Here is a 17,376-nt window from a genome sequence, read left to right as displayed (position 1 = left end):
CGTTGATGTCCACGAACCATATATTAATCATTGCATTAAGTAACCATCCTGTTTTGGGACCTTTACTTATTCCTTATTTTGCTAAAACTGTGTCTCAGGATGTGATCAGTGTGGAGGAACAGGCTACCCATGCGGGAAACGATACGGAGTTGTCTGAGATGGAGAAGCGCGTAATTGCTATTGCGCAAAGTTATTCCGAAAAGAACCTGATGCAGGTATATTCCAGGCAACAGACGGTGGCCGGCTTTTTGAGTTCGGTGACGGCGGAGATGTTGAAGAAGCAACTCCGTCCTTTCATTGATAAGAAAATAAGGGAGATGGTCCGGTTGATGCAGGCGAATCATTTGCCGGTATATATGAAAGAACCCGGTGTGAAACTGCTTTATGAACATGACCGGATGCGTTTTTCTGGGAATATTGCGGAGATCTCTTTCCGCTTTGAGATAACAGATCATTTTTTCCGTTATTCAGCTGTCTGTCGTATGGATGGAGAAGAGATCCCTTTACAGAAAAAGAGAAAGTTTATGGTTTTGTCTTCAAAACCGGCTATCCTTTTGTTGGATGATCGGCTCTTAGTTTTCAAGCGGATTGAGGCTTCGAAAGTTACACCGTTTCTGACCCGGAAATATGTGGAAGTGCCGCTGGCAGATGCTGAAAAGTATCTGGAGATGGTTGCGCTTCCCCTGATTTGCGATTATCCTGCCACCTCTTCCGGCTTCGATCTTATTCACGAAAGGAGAACTTGTATCCCTGAATTGTCTGTGGAGCGGTCTATTAATGACGAGCCGGCACTTCAGTTGCGTTTCCGGTATGGAGACCGTTATTTCTCGCCGGGAAAGAAAAGCCAGCTGACTTATCCCCGGTTGGAAAAGGTCGACGGAAAACCTGTCATCTATTATTATACACGTGATTTGGAGTTGGAACAAATCTATATCAACTTACTGGAGAAATGGGGCTTCAAACAGATAACGGATGTTCAGTTTGTCAGGGTTGTCGAAACAGGCGGTTATACGTTTATCGACTGGCTGCAACAACATAAGGCAGAGTTGGAGTCTTGCTTTTCTTTTGTGAAGACGGACACGTCTCTCCGGTATTATCTGGGAGAGATTTCGCTGACACAGGAGATTTCTCCTTCTCCCGACTGGTTCGATATCCGCATTACGGTGCGTATGGGGGATTTTCTGTTCCCTTTTATCCGTTTCAGGAAGCATATTCTGGAAGGAAAAAGGGAGTTTGTGCTGCCGGACGGACAGGTCGCCTTACTTCCTGAAGACTGGTTCGAGAAATATAGCGATCTGTTTACTTTCGGTGATGACAGACCGGAAGAGATCAGGGTTCGTAAAATGCATCTGGGAGTTGTTTCCGCGTTGGAACAGGAGGATACTGTTTCGAAGGTGTATGTACAGAAAGAATCGGTTGTTGTTCCTCCGAAGATAAAGACTGTTTTGCGTCCGTATCAGCAGGACGGTTTTTCCTGGCTGGTCCATCTGGCAGCCAACGGCTTTGGTGCTTGCCTGGCGGATGATATGGGGTTGGGAAAAACGTTGCAGACGATTACGCTGTTGCAACATATCTATGATCCGGAAGAACCGAAAGCAGTTGTGTTATCTTCTCCTGCTCCGCAAAATATAACAGTTGATAGCAGCGGACAGTTTTCCTTTTTCGGAATGGATATGCCCGGTGAGATACCGTATGAAGAGGTGAAAAAGGAGAAGGAGGAAACGACGGTTCCCGCTTCGTTAGTCGTTGTGCCGACCTCTTTGTTGCCGAACTGGAAACGGGAGATCCGGAAGTTCAGCACATTGAGCGTTTATACTTATATGGGAGATCAAAAGAGGAAAGAACCGTGGAAGAGTTTCGACCGGTATAATATTGTATTGGTTACTTACGGGCTTCTCCGGAGGGATATCGAACTGTTGGAGAAATATCGCTTTACGTATGTGATACTGGATGAAAGCCAGAATATAAAGAACCCGGCTTCCATGACATACCATTCGGTTGTCCGCCTGCAATGTGAGCATCGCCTGGTGCTGACCGGGACGCCGATTGAAAACTCGCTGAAAGATCTGTGGGCGCAATTCAACTTCATTAATCCCGGTCTGCTGGGTTCTGCGGACGGATTCCGGAAACATTTTATCCATCCGATAACAAAGGAAGGAAACGATAATGCCCGCAAACGCTTGCAACAGATTATCCGTCCGTTCTTTCTGAGGCGCACCAAGCAACAGGTGGCTCCCGAACTTCCCCCGTTGACGGAAGAGGTGGTTTATTGTGAAATGACACCGGAACAACGGGAGGTTTACCAGAAAGAGAAGAATGCGCTGCGGAATACGATTTTGCAGGAGCGCCATAAGAACTCATTTGTCGCATTGAACGGTATAACCCGTTTACGCCAGTTGGCGAATCATCCGCACATGGTTTTAGCGGACTATGAAGGCGGTTCGGGGAAGATGGAGCAGGTGCTGGATGCTTTTGAAACACTGGTTAGTGAAGGGCATAAGGTGCTGATATTCTCGTCTTTCGTTACACATCTGAAACTGTTGGCGGATGCCTTCACCGAGCGTGAATGGCTATATGCGATGTTAACGGGAAGTACCCTCGACCGTGAAAGCGAAATTACCCGTTTCTCTACCCGCAATGATGTTTCCGCCTTTTTCATTTCCCTGAAAGCCGGTGGGGTAGGACTAAACCTGACGGATGCCGATTATGTTTTCATCCTCGATCCCTGGTGGAATCCGGCAGCCGAGTTGCAGGCGGAAAGCCGTGCTCATCGTATCGGACAGGAAAAGCAAGTCTTTGTCTACCGCTTTATTACTGCCGACACGATCGAGGAGAAGATACGCAACCTCCAGGAATCCAAAAGCGAACTGGCTGAAACATTCATCTCGGAAAACGATCCGCTGAAGTCACTGACGGATAAAGAGTGGGAAGATTTGTTGTAAAACAATAATTCCGTATATTTGCCATCAACAACATATATAAGCTTATGAAACGTCCTGAAATAGTCAACCGCATCCGCGAAGTTCTTCGACATTCGGCCCCAGGTGTCAAAGCCATACTTTATGGTAGCGAAGCGCGTGGAGATGCACGGCCCGACAGTGATATCGACCTGCTGATATTAGTGGATAAAGACAAGATAAAGCTGGAAGATGAGGAGAGAATAACTTATCCTCTTTACGATATTGAGATTGAAACAGGAGTGATTATTAACCCAATAGTATACTCTCAAAAGCTGTGGGGAAGGCTTGTCACTCCATTTTATGAGAATGTTATGAAGGAGGGAATATTACTATGACTGATGAAGAAAGACGAGCACTCGTTTCTTTACGTTTACAAAACGCGAAAGACACTTTAATTGAATTGCCGGTTCTTATAGAGCATGGCTTTTGGAATACAACTGTAAGCCGTATGTATTATGCCTGCTATTATGCCGTAGCCGCTTTGTTACTGAAACATGGTATTTGTGTTAAAACCCATTCCGGCATACGACAAGCCTTCAGTAAGGAATTTGTCTTGACTGGACAGATAGATAAAGAACAGTCGAAATTTTATTCCAATCTGTATGCAAACCGGCAGTCCGGCGATTACGATGATTTCATTATGATGAATGAAGATAAAGTGAGAGAGCTCTATCCGAAAGCCGTTGTCTTTATCGATATCATAGAACGATTAATTAATGAAGATTTATAAGTTGTTGAAGGTGTAACAAAACAACAAACGATTCTGGCTTGTTCTTTCTTAGCATAGTAAATATATCACTATAATTTACTTTTTTCTTATAAATTATAGTTCTACCTCTTTATTTGGCTTTACATTTGTACTATTGTCGAAACAATACAGAAATATATAATATTTTAACTAAATGCCGGATAAAATGATTATTTCTATTAATATGTCAATTATTTTGCATTAATATGAACAATGTGTTTAATAAAGTGCGTATCTTTGCAGTTGAAATAAACAAGATATAACCAGATGGAACAACTTAAACATGAGTGTGGAGTCGCCATGGTCCGGTTACTAAAGCCTTTAGAGTATTATCATCAAAAGTATGGTACCTGGATGTACGGCCTGAATAAACTCTACTTACTGATGGAAAAGCAGCATAACCGCGGACAGGAAGGAGCCGGTTTAGCCTGCGTGAAGTTAGAAGCAAGCCCCGGTGAAGAATATATGTTTCGGGAAAGAGCGTTGGGAACAGGAGCTATAACCGAGATATTCGCCGCCGTTCACGATCATTACAAAGATTTACCACCCGGTAAATTAAACGATCCGCTTTTCGCTAAAGCAAACCTTCCTTTCGCCGGAGAACTTTATATGGGGCACCTCCGTTACAGCACGACCGGTAAGTCCGGTATTTCCTACGTCCATCCTTTTTTACGCCGCAACAACTGGAGAGCCAAGAACCTCGCTCTTTGCGGAAATTTCAACCTCACAAACGTAAACGACATTTTCAAAGAAATTACAGCTATCGGACAGCATCCGCGCAAATATGCCGATACCTATATCATGCTCGAACAGATGGGACACCGTCTGGACAGGGAAGTGGAGCGTTTGTACCGGAAATATGAAGAAGAAGGATTGCGGGGCATGGATATTACACATGCGATCGAAGGACATATGGACCTGTCGAATGTGTTGAAACGTTGCGTGCCGACCTGGGACGGCGGGTTTGTGATCTGTGGCTTGACCGGTAGCGGCGAGTCGTTCAGCGTGCGCGATCCCTGGGGCATCCGTCCGGCTTTTTATTATGCCGACGACGAGATCGTGGTGCTGGCCTCCGAACGTCCGGTGATCCAGACGGCAATGAACGTGCAAGCCGGGGATATAAAGGAGTTGCAGCGTGGAGAAGCGATGTTTATCAGTAAAGACGGCCGTTTCCGTACTTCGCAGATCGTGGAGCCGGAAGAGAATAAAGCCTGTTCGTTCGAACGTATCTACTTCTCCCGGGGCAGCGATGTGGATATTTACCGCGAACGGAAGAAGCTGGGGGAGAATCTGGTGCACCCGATATTGAAAGCTGTCGATTACGACATCAAACATACAGTCTTCTCCTTCATCCCCAATACGGCGGAGGTCGCTTATTTCGGAATGCAGGAGGGGTTGAACAACTACCTGAACAAGCTGAAGAAAGAGTGGATTGCCGACCGCAGCCACCTACTTCAGGAAGAAGAACTCGACCAGATACTTTCCATGCGTGTCCGTGCCGAAAAAGTAGCGATTAAAGACATAAAGTTGCGTACCTTTATCGCCGAAGGCAACAGCCGTAACGACCTGGCCGCCCATGTGTACGATATAACTTACGGAAGTATCGAACCATTCGTTGATAATCTGGTTGTAATAGATGATAGCATTGTTCGCGGAACAACCCTGAAACAAAGTATTATCGGTATCCTGGACCGCCTGCATCCGCGGAAGATCGTGATCGTGTCTTCCTCTCCGCAGGTACGTTATCCGGATTATTACGGTATCGACATGTCGCGGATGAACGAGTTTATCGCTTTCAAGGCCGCAGTCGCTTTGCTGAAGGAACGGGGCATGGAATCCGTTATCACCGAGGCATACTGGAAAGCCAAGAAGCAGCAAGCGAAGGAGGAAGGTCCGATCGTCAACTATGTGAAGGAGATTTATGCGCCGTTCACCGATGAGGAAATATCCGCCAAGATGGTCGACCTGCTTACACCGGCCGGTACACGCGCCAAAGTGGAGATCGTTTATCAGACGTTGGAAGGTCTGCACGCTTCTTGTCTGAACCATCCGGGCGACTGGTATTTCTCCGGCGATTACCCGACTCCGGGCGGTGCACGTATGGTGAACAATGCCTTCATACATTATATGGAAGAAGAATATTTAGTCAAATGACACAAGATACAGATTATATGCAAACAGAGAAAACAGCAACTTTGATCTTAGACGACGGGACTGTTTTTCGTGGCTTTTCTTTCGGCTGCGAAAAAGAGGTAACCGGCGAAGTAGTGTTCAACACTGCCATGACAGGTTATCCTGAAAGCCTGACCGACCCTTCTTATGCCGGCCAGCTGATGGTGTTAACTTATCCGTTGGTGGGAAATTACGGTGTACCCGCCCGTACGTTCGGGGCGGATGGAATTGCCGCTTTCATGGAGAGTGAGAAGATACATGCCGACGCCATCATTGTAAGCGATTACAGTCATGAGTATAGTCATTGGAATGCTGTCGGGAGTTTGGGAAGCTGGTTGAAAGAAGAAGGTATTCCCGGAATTTATGGGATCGATACACGTGCCCTGACCAAGAAATTGCGCGAACATGGCGTGATGATGGGAAAGATCGTGATTGGCGGGAAAAAAGCCGAAGCAACCGATTTCGGAGAGTACGCGAATGTGAATTATGTAGATAAAGTGTCCTGTAAGGAAGTGATTACTTATGGAGAAGGCGAAGGTAAAAAGCGGGTTGTCCTGGTGGATTGCGGGGTGAAACATAACATCATCCGCTGCCTGCTGAAACGCAATGTAACGGTTATCCGCGTACCCTGGGATTACGATTTCAATACGCTTGACTACGACGGCCTGTTCATCAGCAACGGCCCCGGCGACCCGGATACCTGCGATGCGGCCGTCCAGAATATCCGCAAGGCACTCTCCGGAGATAAACCGATCTGCGGTATTTGTATGGGCAACCAACTGCTGGCAAAAGCCGGAGGCGCCTCCATCTACAAACTGAAATACGGACACCGCAGCCATAACCAGCCGGTTCGCATGGTGGGAACGGAGAAATGCTTCATCACCTCGCAGAACCACGGATATGCGGTGGATAACGATACGCTGGGCGCTGATTGGGAACCGCTCTTCATCAATATGAACGACGGTACGAACGAAGGTATCCGACATAAAACGAAACCTTTCTTCTCCTCACAGTTCCACCCGGAAGCTTGTAGCGGCCCGACAGATACGGAGTTTATGTTCGATAAGTTTGTGGAGTTGCTTTGAGTTTTTTCACAACGACCTTGTGGCGGGTTGCACAACGACCTTGTGGCGGGCTGCACAACGACCTTGTGGCGGGCTGCACAACGACCTTGTGACGGGTTGCACAACGACCTTGTGACGGGTTGCACAACGACCTTGTGAAGGACTGCACAACGAGACCTTGAGCACATCTCAATTAATTAAAAAATAAAAGACAATGAAAGAAGATATAAAGAAAGTCCTGATATTAGGTTCGGGCGCCCTCAAGATCGGTGAGGCGGGCGAGTTCGACTATTCAGGCAGCCAGGCATTGAAAGCCATCAAGGAAGAGGGCATCCAGACGGTGCTTATCAACCCGAACATTGCAACGGTACAGACTTCGGAAGGGGTTGCGGACACGGTTTATTTCCTGCCCGTCACTCCTTTCTTTGTGGAAAAGGTGATCGAAAAGGAACGCCCCGAAGGTATTCTGCTGGCATTCGGCGGACAGACGGCGCTCAACTGCGGTGTGGCGCTTTACCAGAGCGGCGTACTGGAAAAATATAATGTCCGTGTATTGGGGACTCCGGTACAGGCCATCATGGATACGGAAGACCGCGAACTGTTTGTCCGCAAACTGGACGAGATCGATGTAAAGACAATCAAGAGTGAGGCGGTGGAGAACGCTGCCGATGCCCGTCGTGCCGCTGCCGAGCTGGGTTATCCGGTGATCGTGCGTGCCGCTTATGCGTTGGGAGGCCTGGGTTCAGGCTTCTGCGACAATGAAGAAGAACTGGACGTGCTGGTCGAAAAAGCCTTCTCTTTCTCTCCCCAGGTATTGGTGGAGAAGAGCCTGAAAGGCTGGAAGGAAGTGGAATACGAGGTGGTCCGCGACCGCTTCGACAACTGTATCACGGTATGTAACATGGAGAACTTCGACCCGCTGGGCATCCATACCGGCGAGTCTATCGTGATCGCCCCTTCACAAACGCTGACCAATACGGACTATCATAAACTGCGCGAACTGGCTATCCGCATTATCCGCCATATTGGAATTGTAGGAGAATGTAACGTGCAGTACGCCTACGACCCCGAATCGGAAGACTACCGGGTGATCGAAGTCAATGCCCGTCTGAGCCGTTCATCCGCTCTGGCATCGAAAGCAACCGGTTATCCACTGGCTTTCGTGGCAGCCAAATTGGGTCTGGGCTACGGTCTGTTCGACCTGAAGAACTCGGTAACGAAAACGACCAGCGCTTTCTTTGAACCGGCACTCGACTATGTGGTATGTAAGATACCGCGCTGGGACTTGGGTAAGTTCCACGGTGTAGCCCGCGAACTGGGTTCAAGCATGAAGTCGGTAGGAGAGGTGATGGCGATCGGACGTACTTTCGAAGAGGCGATCCAGAAAGGTCTCCGCATGATCGGCCAGGGTATGCACGGCTTCGTGGAAAACAAAGAACTGGTCATTCCCGATATCGACAAGGCGTTGAACGAGCCGACCGACCGCCGTATCTTCGTCATCAGCAAGGCCTTCCGCGCTGGTTACACGATCGACCAGATCCACGCCCTGACAAAGATCGACAAATGGTTCCTTCAGAAACTATATAATATCATCCAGACAGCCGGGGCCCTGGAAAGCTTCAGCAAGATCACCGATATACCCGACGACCTGTTCCGTCTGGCCAAAGTGCAGGGTTTCTCTGACTTCCAGATTGCCCGCGCCATCTTCAAAGATAAAATGGAAGACGGCGAAAGAGCCATCCTGCAGGTGCGTCAGGATCGTAAATATCGTGGCATCCTTCCGGTAGTGAAACAGATCGATACTCTCGCCGCCGAATATCCGGCACAGACCAACTACCTGTATCTGACTTACAGCGGAACGGAAAACGATGTGCAATATCTGGGCGACAAACGTTCGATTGTGGTGCTCGGTTCGGGTGCTTACCGTATCGGTAGCTCGGTAGAGTTCGACTGGTGCGGCGTGCAGGCGCTGAACACGATTCGCAAGGAGGGTTGGCGCTCGGTGATGATCAACTATAACCCTGAAACGGTTTCGACCGATTACGATATGTGCGACCGTCTCTACTTCGACGAACTGACCTTCGAACGCGTGATGGACATCCTCGAACTCGAAAATCCGCACGGCGTGATCGTCTCTACCGGAGGACAGATACCGAACAACCTGGCGATGCGCCTGGATGAACAGCATGTAAATATCCTCGGAACATCCGCGAAGAGTATCGACAATGCCGAAGACCGCGAGAAGTTCTCCGCCATGCTCGACCGTATCGGAGTAGACCAGCCGCGTTGGAAAGAGCTTTCTTCTATGGATGATATCAATACATTCGTAGAGGAGGTAGGTTTCCCGGTATTGGTTCGCCCGAGTTACGTGCTGAGTGGTGCGGCGATGAATGTTTGCTCCAACCAGGAAGAGCTGGAACGCTTCCTTCAACTGGCGGCCAACGTCAGCAAGAAGCATCCGGTCGTAGTGAGCCAGTTCATCGAACATGCGAAAGAAGTAGAGATGGATGCGGTGGCCGATCATGGCGAGATCGTGATGTATGCCATCAGCGAGCATATCGAGTTTGCCGGTGTGCATTCCGGTGATGCGACAATCCAGTTCCCGGCACAGAAACTGTATGTGGAAACGGTGCGCCGCATCAAACGCATCAGCAAGCAGATCGCGAAGGAGCTGAATATCTCCGGCCCGTTCAATATCCAGTATCTGGCGAAGGGTAACGAGATCAAGGTAATCGAATGTAACCTCCGTGCTTCTCGTAGTTTCCCCTTCGTGAGCAAGGTGTTAAAGATAAACTTTATCGAACTGGCTACCCGTATCATGCTGGGCTTGCCTGTCGAAAAGCCGCATAAGAATGCGTTCGACCTCGATTATGTAGGTATCAAAGCTTCGCAGTTCTCCTTCAACCGCTTGCAGAAAGCCGACCCGGTGCTGGGCGTGGATATGGCATCGACCGGTGAAGTAGGTTGCCTTGGCGATGATCTTTCAGAAGCAGTGCTGACCAGTATGTTGTCGGTCGGACAGCGTATCCCGGCAAAGAATATCCTGCTCTCGACCGGAACACCGAAACAGAAAGTGGCCATGCTGGATGCAGCGAAGATGCTTGCCCGCAAAGGATACAGCCTGTTCGCTACCGGCGGAACACACCGCTTCCTGGAAGAAAACAATATCCCGAGTACCTTGGTCTACTGGCCGAGTGAAGAAGGCAAACAGCCGCAGGCACTCACCATGCTCCACGAAAAGAAGATCGACATGGTGGTCAATATCCCGCGCGACCTTTCCGCCGGAGAGCTGGACAACGGTTATAAGATCCGCCGTGCCGCAACCGACCTGAATGTCCCTCTGATCACGAATGCCCGCTTGGCAAGTGCCTTTATCGAAGCATTCTGTACCTTGTCTATAGACGATATAGAGATCAAGAGCTGGCAGGAATATAAGTAAAGAACATAGATTTTACCGATGTAAAGTGTGTCCGGCTCATTTAGTCCGGGCACACTTTTTTGTTTAGTGGAATAGGGGTTTTTATTAGATGTGTTGTCTTATCAGTAAAAACTAAAAATGAATAGATCATGAAAAGAAATGTGTGTTTACTATATTTCTGGAAGTAGATTCGGTTGTTGTCTAAAACCTAAATACCCCTTAGTTGTAATGGCTGAGGGGTATTTTTGTTTTCATTAAATAAAGTTACACAATCAGAGCGGAGAAGTTAAAAAGTAAATTTTACTTTTGTACACAGTTGTGAAACATATTCTAAATCGGAATAGTTATACTCATGTAATAATTCAACCAATATGAAGATAGGACTATTTATCCCGTGTTATATCAACGCGGTGTATCCCGAGGTTGGCGTAGCCTCTTACAAACTCTTAAAGCATTTGGGACTGGATGTCGACTATCCTTTAGACCAGACCTGCTGCGGCCAGCCGATGGCAAATGCGGGTTTCGAAAACGAATCGTTGAAACTGGCCCTGCGTATGGAAGAACTGTTCCGGCAATACGATTATGTGGTCGGCCCCTCGGCCAGTTGCGTAGCTTTCGTGAAAGAAAACCATCCGGGCATACTGAAGTCCGGAGGGCATGCTTGCCTGAACAGCGGCAAGATATACGATATCTGTGAGTTCCTTCACGATATCGTGAAACCGGAAAAGCTGCCGGCCGTTTTCCCCCATAAGGTGAGTATACATAACAGTTGCCACGGCGTGCGCGAACTGCATTTGTCTTCTCCGAGCGAAATGAATATCCCTTATTTCTCCAAGCTGCGCGACTTGTTGAAGCTGGTGGAGGGCATTGAGGTGCTGGAACCGAAGCGTATCGACGAATGCTGTGGTTTCGGTGGCATGTTCGCTGTCGAAGAACCGGAAGTCTCGGTTTGCATGGGACACGATAAAGTAAAGGATCATATGAGCACCGGAGCCGAGTTTATCACCGGAGCCGACAGTTCCTGCCTGATGCACATGCAAGGTGTGATCGAGCGGGAACATCTGCCGATCCAAACGATTCATATCACTCAAATATTAGCCGCTGGATTATGAGCACGAAACATTCTATAGCTGCAGCCCGTTTCATTGCTAACAGGAAACAGGAAGCCTGGCACGACGAAACCCTTTGGATGGTCCGTGCCAAAAGAGACAAAATGAGTCATTCGCTGCCCGAATGGGAACGTTTACGCGAATTGGCCTGCGATATAAAACTCTACTCCAACAGCCATTTGGATACACTGCTGGAAGAGTTTGAGAAGAATGCCATAGCCAATGGGGCAATTGTCCATTGGGCGAAAGATGCGGCGGAGCATAATGAGATCGTCGAAAAGATTCTTCAGCAGCATAATGCCCATACATTGATCAAGAGTAAATCCATGTTGACGGAAGAGTGCGGTATGAATGAGTATCTGTTCGGGAAGGGGTATGATATCATCGAGAGTGATCTCGGCGAACGTATTCTTCAGTGGATGCATCTTCATCCGAGCCATATCGTGATGCCAGCCATCCATATCAAACGTCAGGAAGTGGGTGAGATGATGGAGCGTGTGCTGGGGACGGAAAAGGGTAATTCTGATCCTACCTATCTGACGCATGCAGTCCGTAAAAATATGCGCGAAAAATTCCTGACGGCTGATGTAGCCATGACGGGAGCTAATTTTGCTGTCGCTTCGACCGGTGAGATTGTGGTTTGTACCAATGAAGGAAATGCGGATATGGGGACTTCGTTCCCTAAAGTCCATATTGCCACGTTCGGAATGGAGAAGATCGTTCCCGACCAGGAGGCACTGGGTGTCTTTACCCGTTTGCTGGCCCGTTCCGGTACAGGGCAACCGATTACCTCTTATACTTCCCATTACCGTAAACCGCAGGATGGCGGTGAGTTCCATCTTATTATTGTAGATAACGGACGCAGCGATATCCTGGCAAAGCCCGACCATATCCGTACATTAAATTGTATCCGTTGCGGGGAATGTATGAATACCTGTCCGGTATATCGCCGGAGTGGCGGGTATTCCTATACCTATTTTATACCCGGTCCGATCGGTATCAACCTGGGTATGTTGAAGAATCCGGAAGAGTACTCCGATAATGTGTCTGCCTGTTCTTTATGCCTGTCCTGTTCGAATGTCTGTCCGGTGAAGATCGATCTGGGCGAACAGATTTACCGCTGGCGTCAGGATCTGGATAAGATCGGTAAGGCCAGTTCGGAAAAGAAAATAATGTCGGGTGGCATGAAGTTCCTGATGGAACGTCCGGCTTTATTTAATACGGCGCTGAAATTCGCTCCGTTGGTGAATAAAATGCCTCGTTTTATGATATACAATGGTTTGAATGCCTGGGGAAAAGGACGTGAGATGCCGGCATTTGCCAAAGAGTCGTTCAATGATATGTGGAAGAAAAATAAAGTAAAATAAGATGAGTACAAAAGATGATATATTATCCCGTATCCGCAGCCATACCGGGACGCGTTACGAGAAACCGGAAATCACGTTGGATGCAATCACTTATGCAGACAAACTCAAACAGTTCTCCGACTCGTTGGAAGCAGCCGGCGGTCAGGCTGTCGTATGGCAGCCGGGTGGGGACATCAATGAATTGATCCGCCGGCATTTCCCGGAGGCAAAACGTATCGGTTCGAATCTGCCCGGAATAACCGTTGCCACCTTCAATCCGGATTCTCTTTCCGATCCCAGGAAATTGAACGATACCGACCTGGCCATTGTGGAAGGCTGTTTCGGGGTGGCGGAGAACGGAGCTGTCTGGATTACGCAGCAGGTGAAGTTCAAAGCACTCTACTTTATTCCGACAGCCCTGGTAATCATTATCAATAAAGATGCTTTGGTCAATAACATGCATGAAGCCTACCGGCAGCTGGAAGGTACCGATTATAAATACGGCTCCTTTGTCTCCGGCCCGTCCAAAACAGCCGACATCGAACAGGCCCTGGTGCTGGGAGCCCATGGACCGATGAAGGTACTGGTGGTTTTGAAAGAGGGGTAAGTTCGGAATTTATCAAATGTGAACTATCTTGTCCCTGTGTCAAACACGGGTACGAGATAGTCCTTCTTACATTCTTTACTTCGCTTTCTTTACAGCAGCAATTGCAGCTTTGTAATCCGGTTCCTGGCTGATATCTTTCACATACTGTACATATGTTATTTTGCCATCTTTGCCAATTACTACTACGCCGCGGGTAAGCAACTTATTCTCTTTTATCAGGAAGCCATAATTCATTCCAAACTCGCTTTCCCTGTAATCCGACAAGGTATAAATCCGGTCGATCCCTTCTGCCGCACAAAAACGTTCCAATGCAAAAGGAAGGTCTTTGGATAGCGTCAGGACAACCACATCTTTCCCTAAACCGGAGGCCTCTTCATTAAATCTTCTTGTCTGGGCGGCACAGACTTTGGTGTCGACGGAAGGAAAAACGGATAGAACAACGACTTTCCCTTTGAAATCGGACAACTTCACTTCTTTCATATTACTGTCTATCCCAGTGAAATCAGGAGCCATCTCTCCGATATAGGCTTTTGTACCCAGCAAGGTGATTGGCTTTCCCTTCATTGTAATTCCTTGATTATCGCCGGATGATTGACCGACTGCCATGCCGGTGGAAATCAATATACACAATATCATGTAAAATAATCTGTTCATAATCTTCTTTTTGTTATGTTTTTATAGAGAATTTATCAAAGCAAATATAAAGAAATCAGAGGGGATGGGATGATATTTCCCTATTCATTTTATCTATCGGTTGATAGATATAGATGATCGGATATATATTTAACGGATACCTCCGGATAAAAGGATAGAAAATATTGGCTTTTAAGTGAATAGTATTATTTTTGTGGAAGACTTAATCCGTATTCACGAACATAATACTCAATATTCTTTTACCATGAGCAACGTAGAAATGATGAACAGAAGAAAATTTATCCGGACAGGTGTTGCCGGAGTAGCCGGATTGTCTCTGGCGCAGGTGGGATGGGCTGATATACAGCGGGTGCTTCCTCCAGATATGTCGGTCGATAAAGTAAAGCTGGGAAATACCGGACTGGAAGTCTCACGGATCGCTTTGGGGACCGGGACGAAAGGCTGGAACTATGAATCCAACCAAACCCGTATCGGGTTGGATAATTTTGTGAAACTGGCTCATCATGGCTATGAACGCGGACTTCGCTTTTTCGATATGGCCGATATGTACGGTTCACAACCTTTTGTCGGTAAAGCCTTGAAGGAGTTACCCCGTGAAAAGGTCACCCTGATGACAAAGATGTGGACGTATGATGAGGGTTCGGAGAAAAGGGAACCGGTCCGGAAAACGCTCGACCGCTTCCGGCAGGAAGCCGGTACCGAGTATTTCGATATCCTGCTGATGCATTGTATGACTGACGGCAATTGGCCGGAAACGCGTAAATTTTATATGGAAGGGCTTGCCAAAGCAAAGGAGGAAGGCATCGTAAAAGCCGTCGGTATTTCTTGTCATAACTGGAATGCAATGGCTGAAGCCGCTCAAAATCCGTGGTGCGACATTATCCTGGCCCGCCTGAACCCATTCCAAAGCCATATGGACGGTACTCCGGAAGATGTAAACGCCCTCTTGGGCAAAGCCCGGGAAAACGGGAAAGGTATTATGGGAATGAAGATTTTTGGCGAAGGAAAACATGTTACTGATGAAGAACGCGAATGTTCGATACATTTTGCTGTCACTGAAAGCAATCTGCATTGTATGACACTTGGCCTGGAATCGATTGCCCAAATGGACGATGCAATCGAAAGGGTGATGAGAAATGTAAAAAACAGCTGATAATTATTCTTTCTAGACGGATAACTACCCGTGACCGGATGGGTAGTCATCCGTTGCTTAGCCGATGCCTGTTCATTTTTTAGTCAAATATTTGTGTGTTTATTCCGGGAAATACCTATCTTTGCCCCATCACATTATAAATACCTCCGATGAAAATATCTAAGTAAGCCGGTTTCAGAACATATAATTTAAAAGGTTCAATCTCTGTTGAACCGATTTCTGTATAACCATCCCGGCTATTTCATGCGCTTATTCCTGGCGCTTTTTTTATTTCCAAATTTTAGTTTCTAACATTTTTAAAGCAGATAGACTATGTGCATATCAGTACAACAGCTTTGCTATATCCATGCGGATAAAGAACCACTATTCAGAGATATCAGTTTGACGGTAAATAAAGGAGAACAAGTTTCATTGGTCGGAAATAACGGGTCCGGCAAATCTACCTTATTGCGGATTATGGAAGGTAGCCTGAAGCCCTCTTCGGGTGAAGTCGTTTGTTCCTCTAAACCCTATTATGTGCCCCAGCATTTCGGGCAATACGATGAATTGACCGTAGTGCAGGCCTTGCAGGTTGAGGCTAAAATCAAGGCATTGCATGCTATCATTGCCGGAGATGCCTCGGTAGAGAACTTTACGATTCTGGATGATGACTGGAATATCGAAGAACGAAGCCTGGCCGCTCTTTCTTTTTGGGGATTGGAGCATATTCGACTGGAACAGACGATGAATACGCTGAGTGGTGGCGAAAAGACAAAAGTGTATTTGTCGGGCATACAGATACATTCTCCCGAAATTATCCTGATGGACGAACCGACCAATCATCTGGATACCGGAAGCAGGGACAAACTCTATGACTTTATCAGGTCGAGCCGTGCCACTATCCTTATTGTGAGCCATGACAGGACATTACTTAATTTGTTGCCTTACACTTGTGAACTCGACAGAAGTAAGATCACATTGTACGGTGGCAATTACGATTTTTATAAGGAACAGAAAGAGATCGCACTGGCAGCCTTGCAGAATCAGTTGAGTGAAAAAGAAAAAGAGTTGCGCCAGGCAAAGAAAATAGCCAGGGAGGCGCTTGAAAGAAAAAATAAATCGAGTGTAAGAGGAGAGAAAGCAGCCATAAAGAAAGGTATTCCCCGTATAATGATGGGGGCTATGAAACAGCACGCAGAACAGAGTGCGGTTAAGTTGAAGGATGTGCATGATGAGAAAATGAGTTCGCTCAGTTCCTCCATTACGGATATCCAGACCGCTTTGCCGGATATGCGGCAGATGAAAACGGATTTTAATTCACCGAATCTTCATACCGGTAAAATACTGGTGACTGTTAAGGATATGAACTTTGGCTATGGCGTGAACCGTTTATGGTCCGAACCACTAAACTTGCAGATCAGAAGTGGCGACCGTATCCGGTTCGGCGGTAACAATGGTTCAGGAAAGACAACCTTGCTGAAGCTGATCCTGGGAGAACTGCAACCTGTAGAAGGCTCTGTTGATCGTGCCGATTTCAAGTATGTTTATATCGATCAGGAATATTCGATTGTGTTGCCTAACCTGACTGTGTTTGAGCAATTAGAGAAGTATAATCTGTTTGCCAAACCTGAACATGAGTTAAAAATGATTTTGAGCCGTTTCCTTTTCCCGGTCGGGACCTGGGATAAAAGTTGTTCAAAATTAAGCGGTGGAGAGAAAATGCGGTTGGCTATCTGCTGTCTGATGGTCAGTAATAGTACGCCGGATATCTTTGTTTTGGATGAACCGACGAACAATTTGGATATTCAGAGTGTTAATATAATAACAACAGCAATCAAGGACTATAAAGGTACTGTGTTGTTGGTCTCACACGATCTTTATTTTGTGAAAGAAATTAAAATAAACAGGTCAGTTGAACTTTTTTCATCAACTCCTGTTATTAAGATATAGTGTTTTTCATATGTAAATAAATTGCGCTCCCTATCTCAAGAGAGCCGTTTAAACCATTAATAAATTGATTTTTTTAGAGTTCAGACAAAACAAAAGAGAGCACTTGTATAGATACAAATGCGGTTGGCTATTATCTTTGGGCATTTTATAATTTTACAACAGCTAAGAAAAAAAATTTCATACACGCGTTAAAGGACTCGCAGTCTTGACCGCTTA

General features: G+C 46.9%; 12 protein-coding genes. 11 read left to right on the top strand and 1 reads right to left on the bottom strand.

Annotated elements, in window-relative coordinates:
- The first annotated feature begins 5 nt into the window (after window positions 1-5).
- From HMPREF1535_RS21620 to HMPREF1535_RS21580, 9 genes are all read left to right on the top strand, one after another.
- Window positions 6-2,942: a DEAD/DEAH box helicase gene (locus HMPREF1535_RS21620; protein ID WP_046147432.1), complete on the top strand. Its 2,937-nt coding sequence runs from the start codon at window positions 6-8 to the stop codon at window positions 2,940-2,942.
- A 44-nt stretch (window positions 2,943-2,986) separates the two neighbouring features.
- On the top strand, window positions 2,987-3,295 hold the full coding sequence (locus HMPREF1535_RS21615) for a nucleotidyltransferase domain-containing protein (RefSeq protein ID WP_007658378.1): 309 nt from the start codon (window positions 2,987-2,989) through the stop codon (window positions 3,293-3,295).
- Window positions 3,292-3,690 carry a HEPN domain-containing protein gene (locus HMPREF1535_RS21610; protein ID WP_007658377.1) on the top strand — a complete coding sequence of 133 codons (399 nt, stop codon included), beginning with the start codon at window positions 3,292-3,294 and terminating at the stop codon, window positions 3,688-3,690. Before HMPREF1535_RS21615 ends, HMPREF1535_RS21610 begins: the two co-directional genes overlap by 4 nt.
- A gap of 285 nt (window positions 3,691-3,975) precedes the next feature.
- Window positions 3,976-5,862, top strand: coding sequence for an amidophosphoribosyltransferase (locus tag HMPREF1535_RS21605; RefSeq protein ID WP_046147431.1), 1,887 nt, complete (start codon window positions 3,976-3,978; stop codon window positions 5,860-5,862).
- Window positions 5,859-6,965: a glutamine-hydrolyzing carbamoyl-phosphate synthase small subunit gene (gene carA, locus HMPREF1535_RS21600; RefSeq protein WP_046147430.1), complete on the top strand. Its 1,107-nt coding sequence runs from the start codon at window positions 5,859-5,861 to the stop codon at window positions 6,963-6,965. The genes HMPREF1535_RS21605 and carA overlap by 4 nt, the downstream gene beginning before the upstream one ends.
- A gap of 193 nt (window positions 6,966-7,158) precedes the next feature.
- The gene (carB, locus tag HMPREF1535_RS21595; protein WP_046147429.1) at window positions 7,159-10,383 is read left to right on the top strand and encodes a carbamoyl-phosphate synthase (glutamine-hydrolyzing) large subunit; all 3,225 of its coding nucleotides are present in this window, start codon (window positions 7,159-7,161) and stop codon (window positions 10,381-10,383) included.
- 350 nt (window positions 10,384-10,733) lie between these two features.
- On the top strand, window positions 10,734-11,474 hold the full coding sequence (locus tag HMPREF1535_RS21590; protein WP_010802648.1) for a (Fe-S)-binding protein: 741 nt from the start codon (window positions 10,734-10,736) through the stop codon (window positions 11,472-11,474).
- Window positions 11,471-12,838 carry a lactate utilization protein B gene (locus HMPREF1535_RS21585; protein ID WP_046147428.1) on the top strand — a complete coding sequence of 456 codons (1,368 nt, stop codon included), beginning with the start codon at window positions 11,471-11,473 and terminating at the stop codon, window positions 12,836-12,838. The genes HMPREF1535_RS21590 and HMPREF1535_RS21585 overlap by 4 nt, the downstream gene beginning before the upstream one ends.
- 1 nt (window position 12,839) lies before the next feature.
- The gene (locus tag HMPREF1535_RS21580) at window positions 12,840-13,424 is read left to right on the top strand and encodes a LutC/YkgG family protein (RefSeq protein ID WP_046147427.1); all 585 of its coding nucleotides are present in this window, start codon (window positions 12,840-12,842) and stop codon (window positions 13,422-13,424) included.
- 75 nt (window positions 13,425-13,499) lie between these two features.
- On the opposite strand, the gene tpx is transcribed toward HMPREF1535_RS21580, so the two are convergent.
- Window positions 13,500-14,078: a thiol peroxidase gene (gene tpx / locus HMPREF1535_RS21575; protein WP_082207571.1), complete on the bottom strand. Its 579-nt coding sequence runs from the start codon at window positions 14,076-14,078 to the stop codon at window positions 13,500-13,502.
- 262 nt (window positions 14,079-14,340) lie between these two features.
- On the opposite strand from tpx, the gene HMPREF1535_RS21570 reads away from it, so the two are divergent.
- Together HMPREF1535_RS21570 and HMPREF1535_RS21565 are read left to right on the top strand one after the other, a co-directional pair.
- Complete coding sequence (locus HMPREF1535_RS21570; protein WP_046147672.1) at window positions 14,341-15,231, top strand: aldo/keto reductase; 891 nt, start codon at window positions 14,341-14,343, stop codon at window positions 15,229-15,231.
- 312 nt (window positions 15,232-15,543) lie between these two features.
- Complete coding sequence (locus HMPREF1535_RS21565; protein ID WP_046147426.1) at window positions 15,544-17,160, top strand: ABC-F family ATP-binding cassette domain-containing protein; 1,617 nt, start codon at window positions 15,544-15,546, stop codon at window positions 17,158-17,160.
- The last annotated feature ends 216 nt before the right edge of the window (window positions 17,161-17,376 follow it).

Source organism: Parabacteroides goldsteinii DSM 19448 = WAL 12034, assembly GCF_000969835.1.
In the GTDB taxonomy this organism is placed as follows: Bacteria; Bacteroidota; Bacteroidia; order Bacteroidales; family Tannerellaceae; genus Parabacteroides; species Parabacteroides goldsteinii.
Note: the sequence above shows the minus strand (reverse complement) of the source record. Positions and strands in the feature narration are given on the sequence as shown.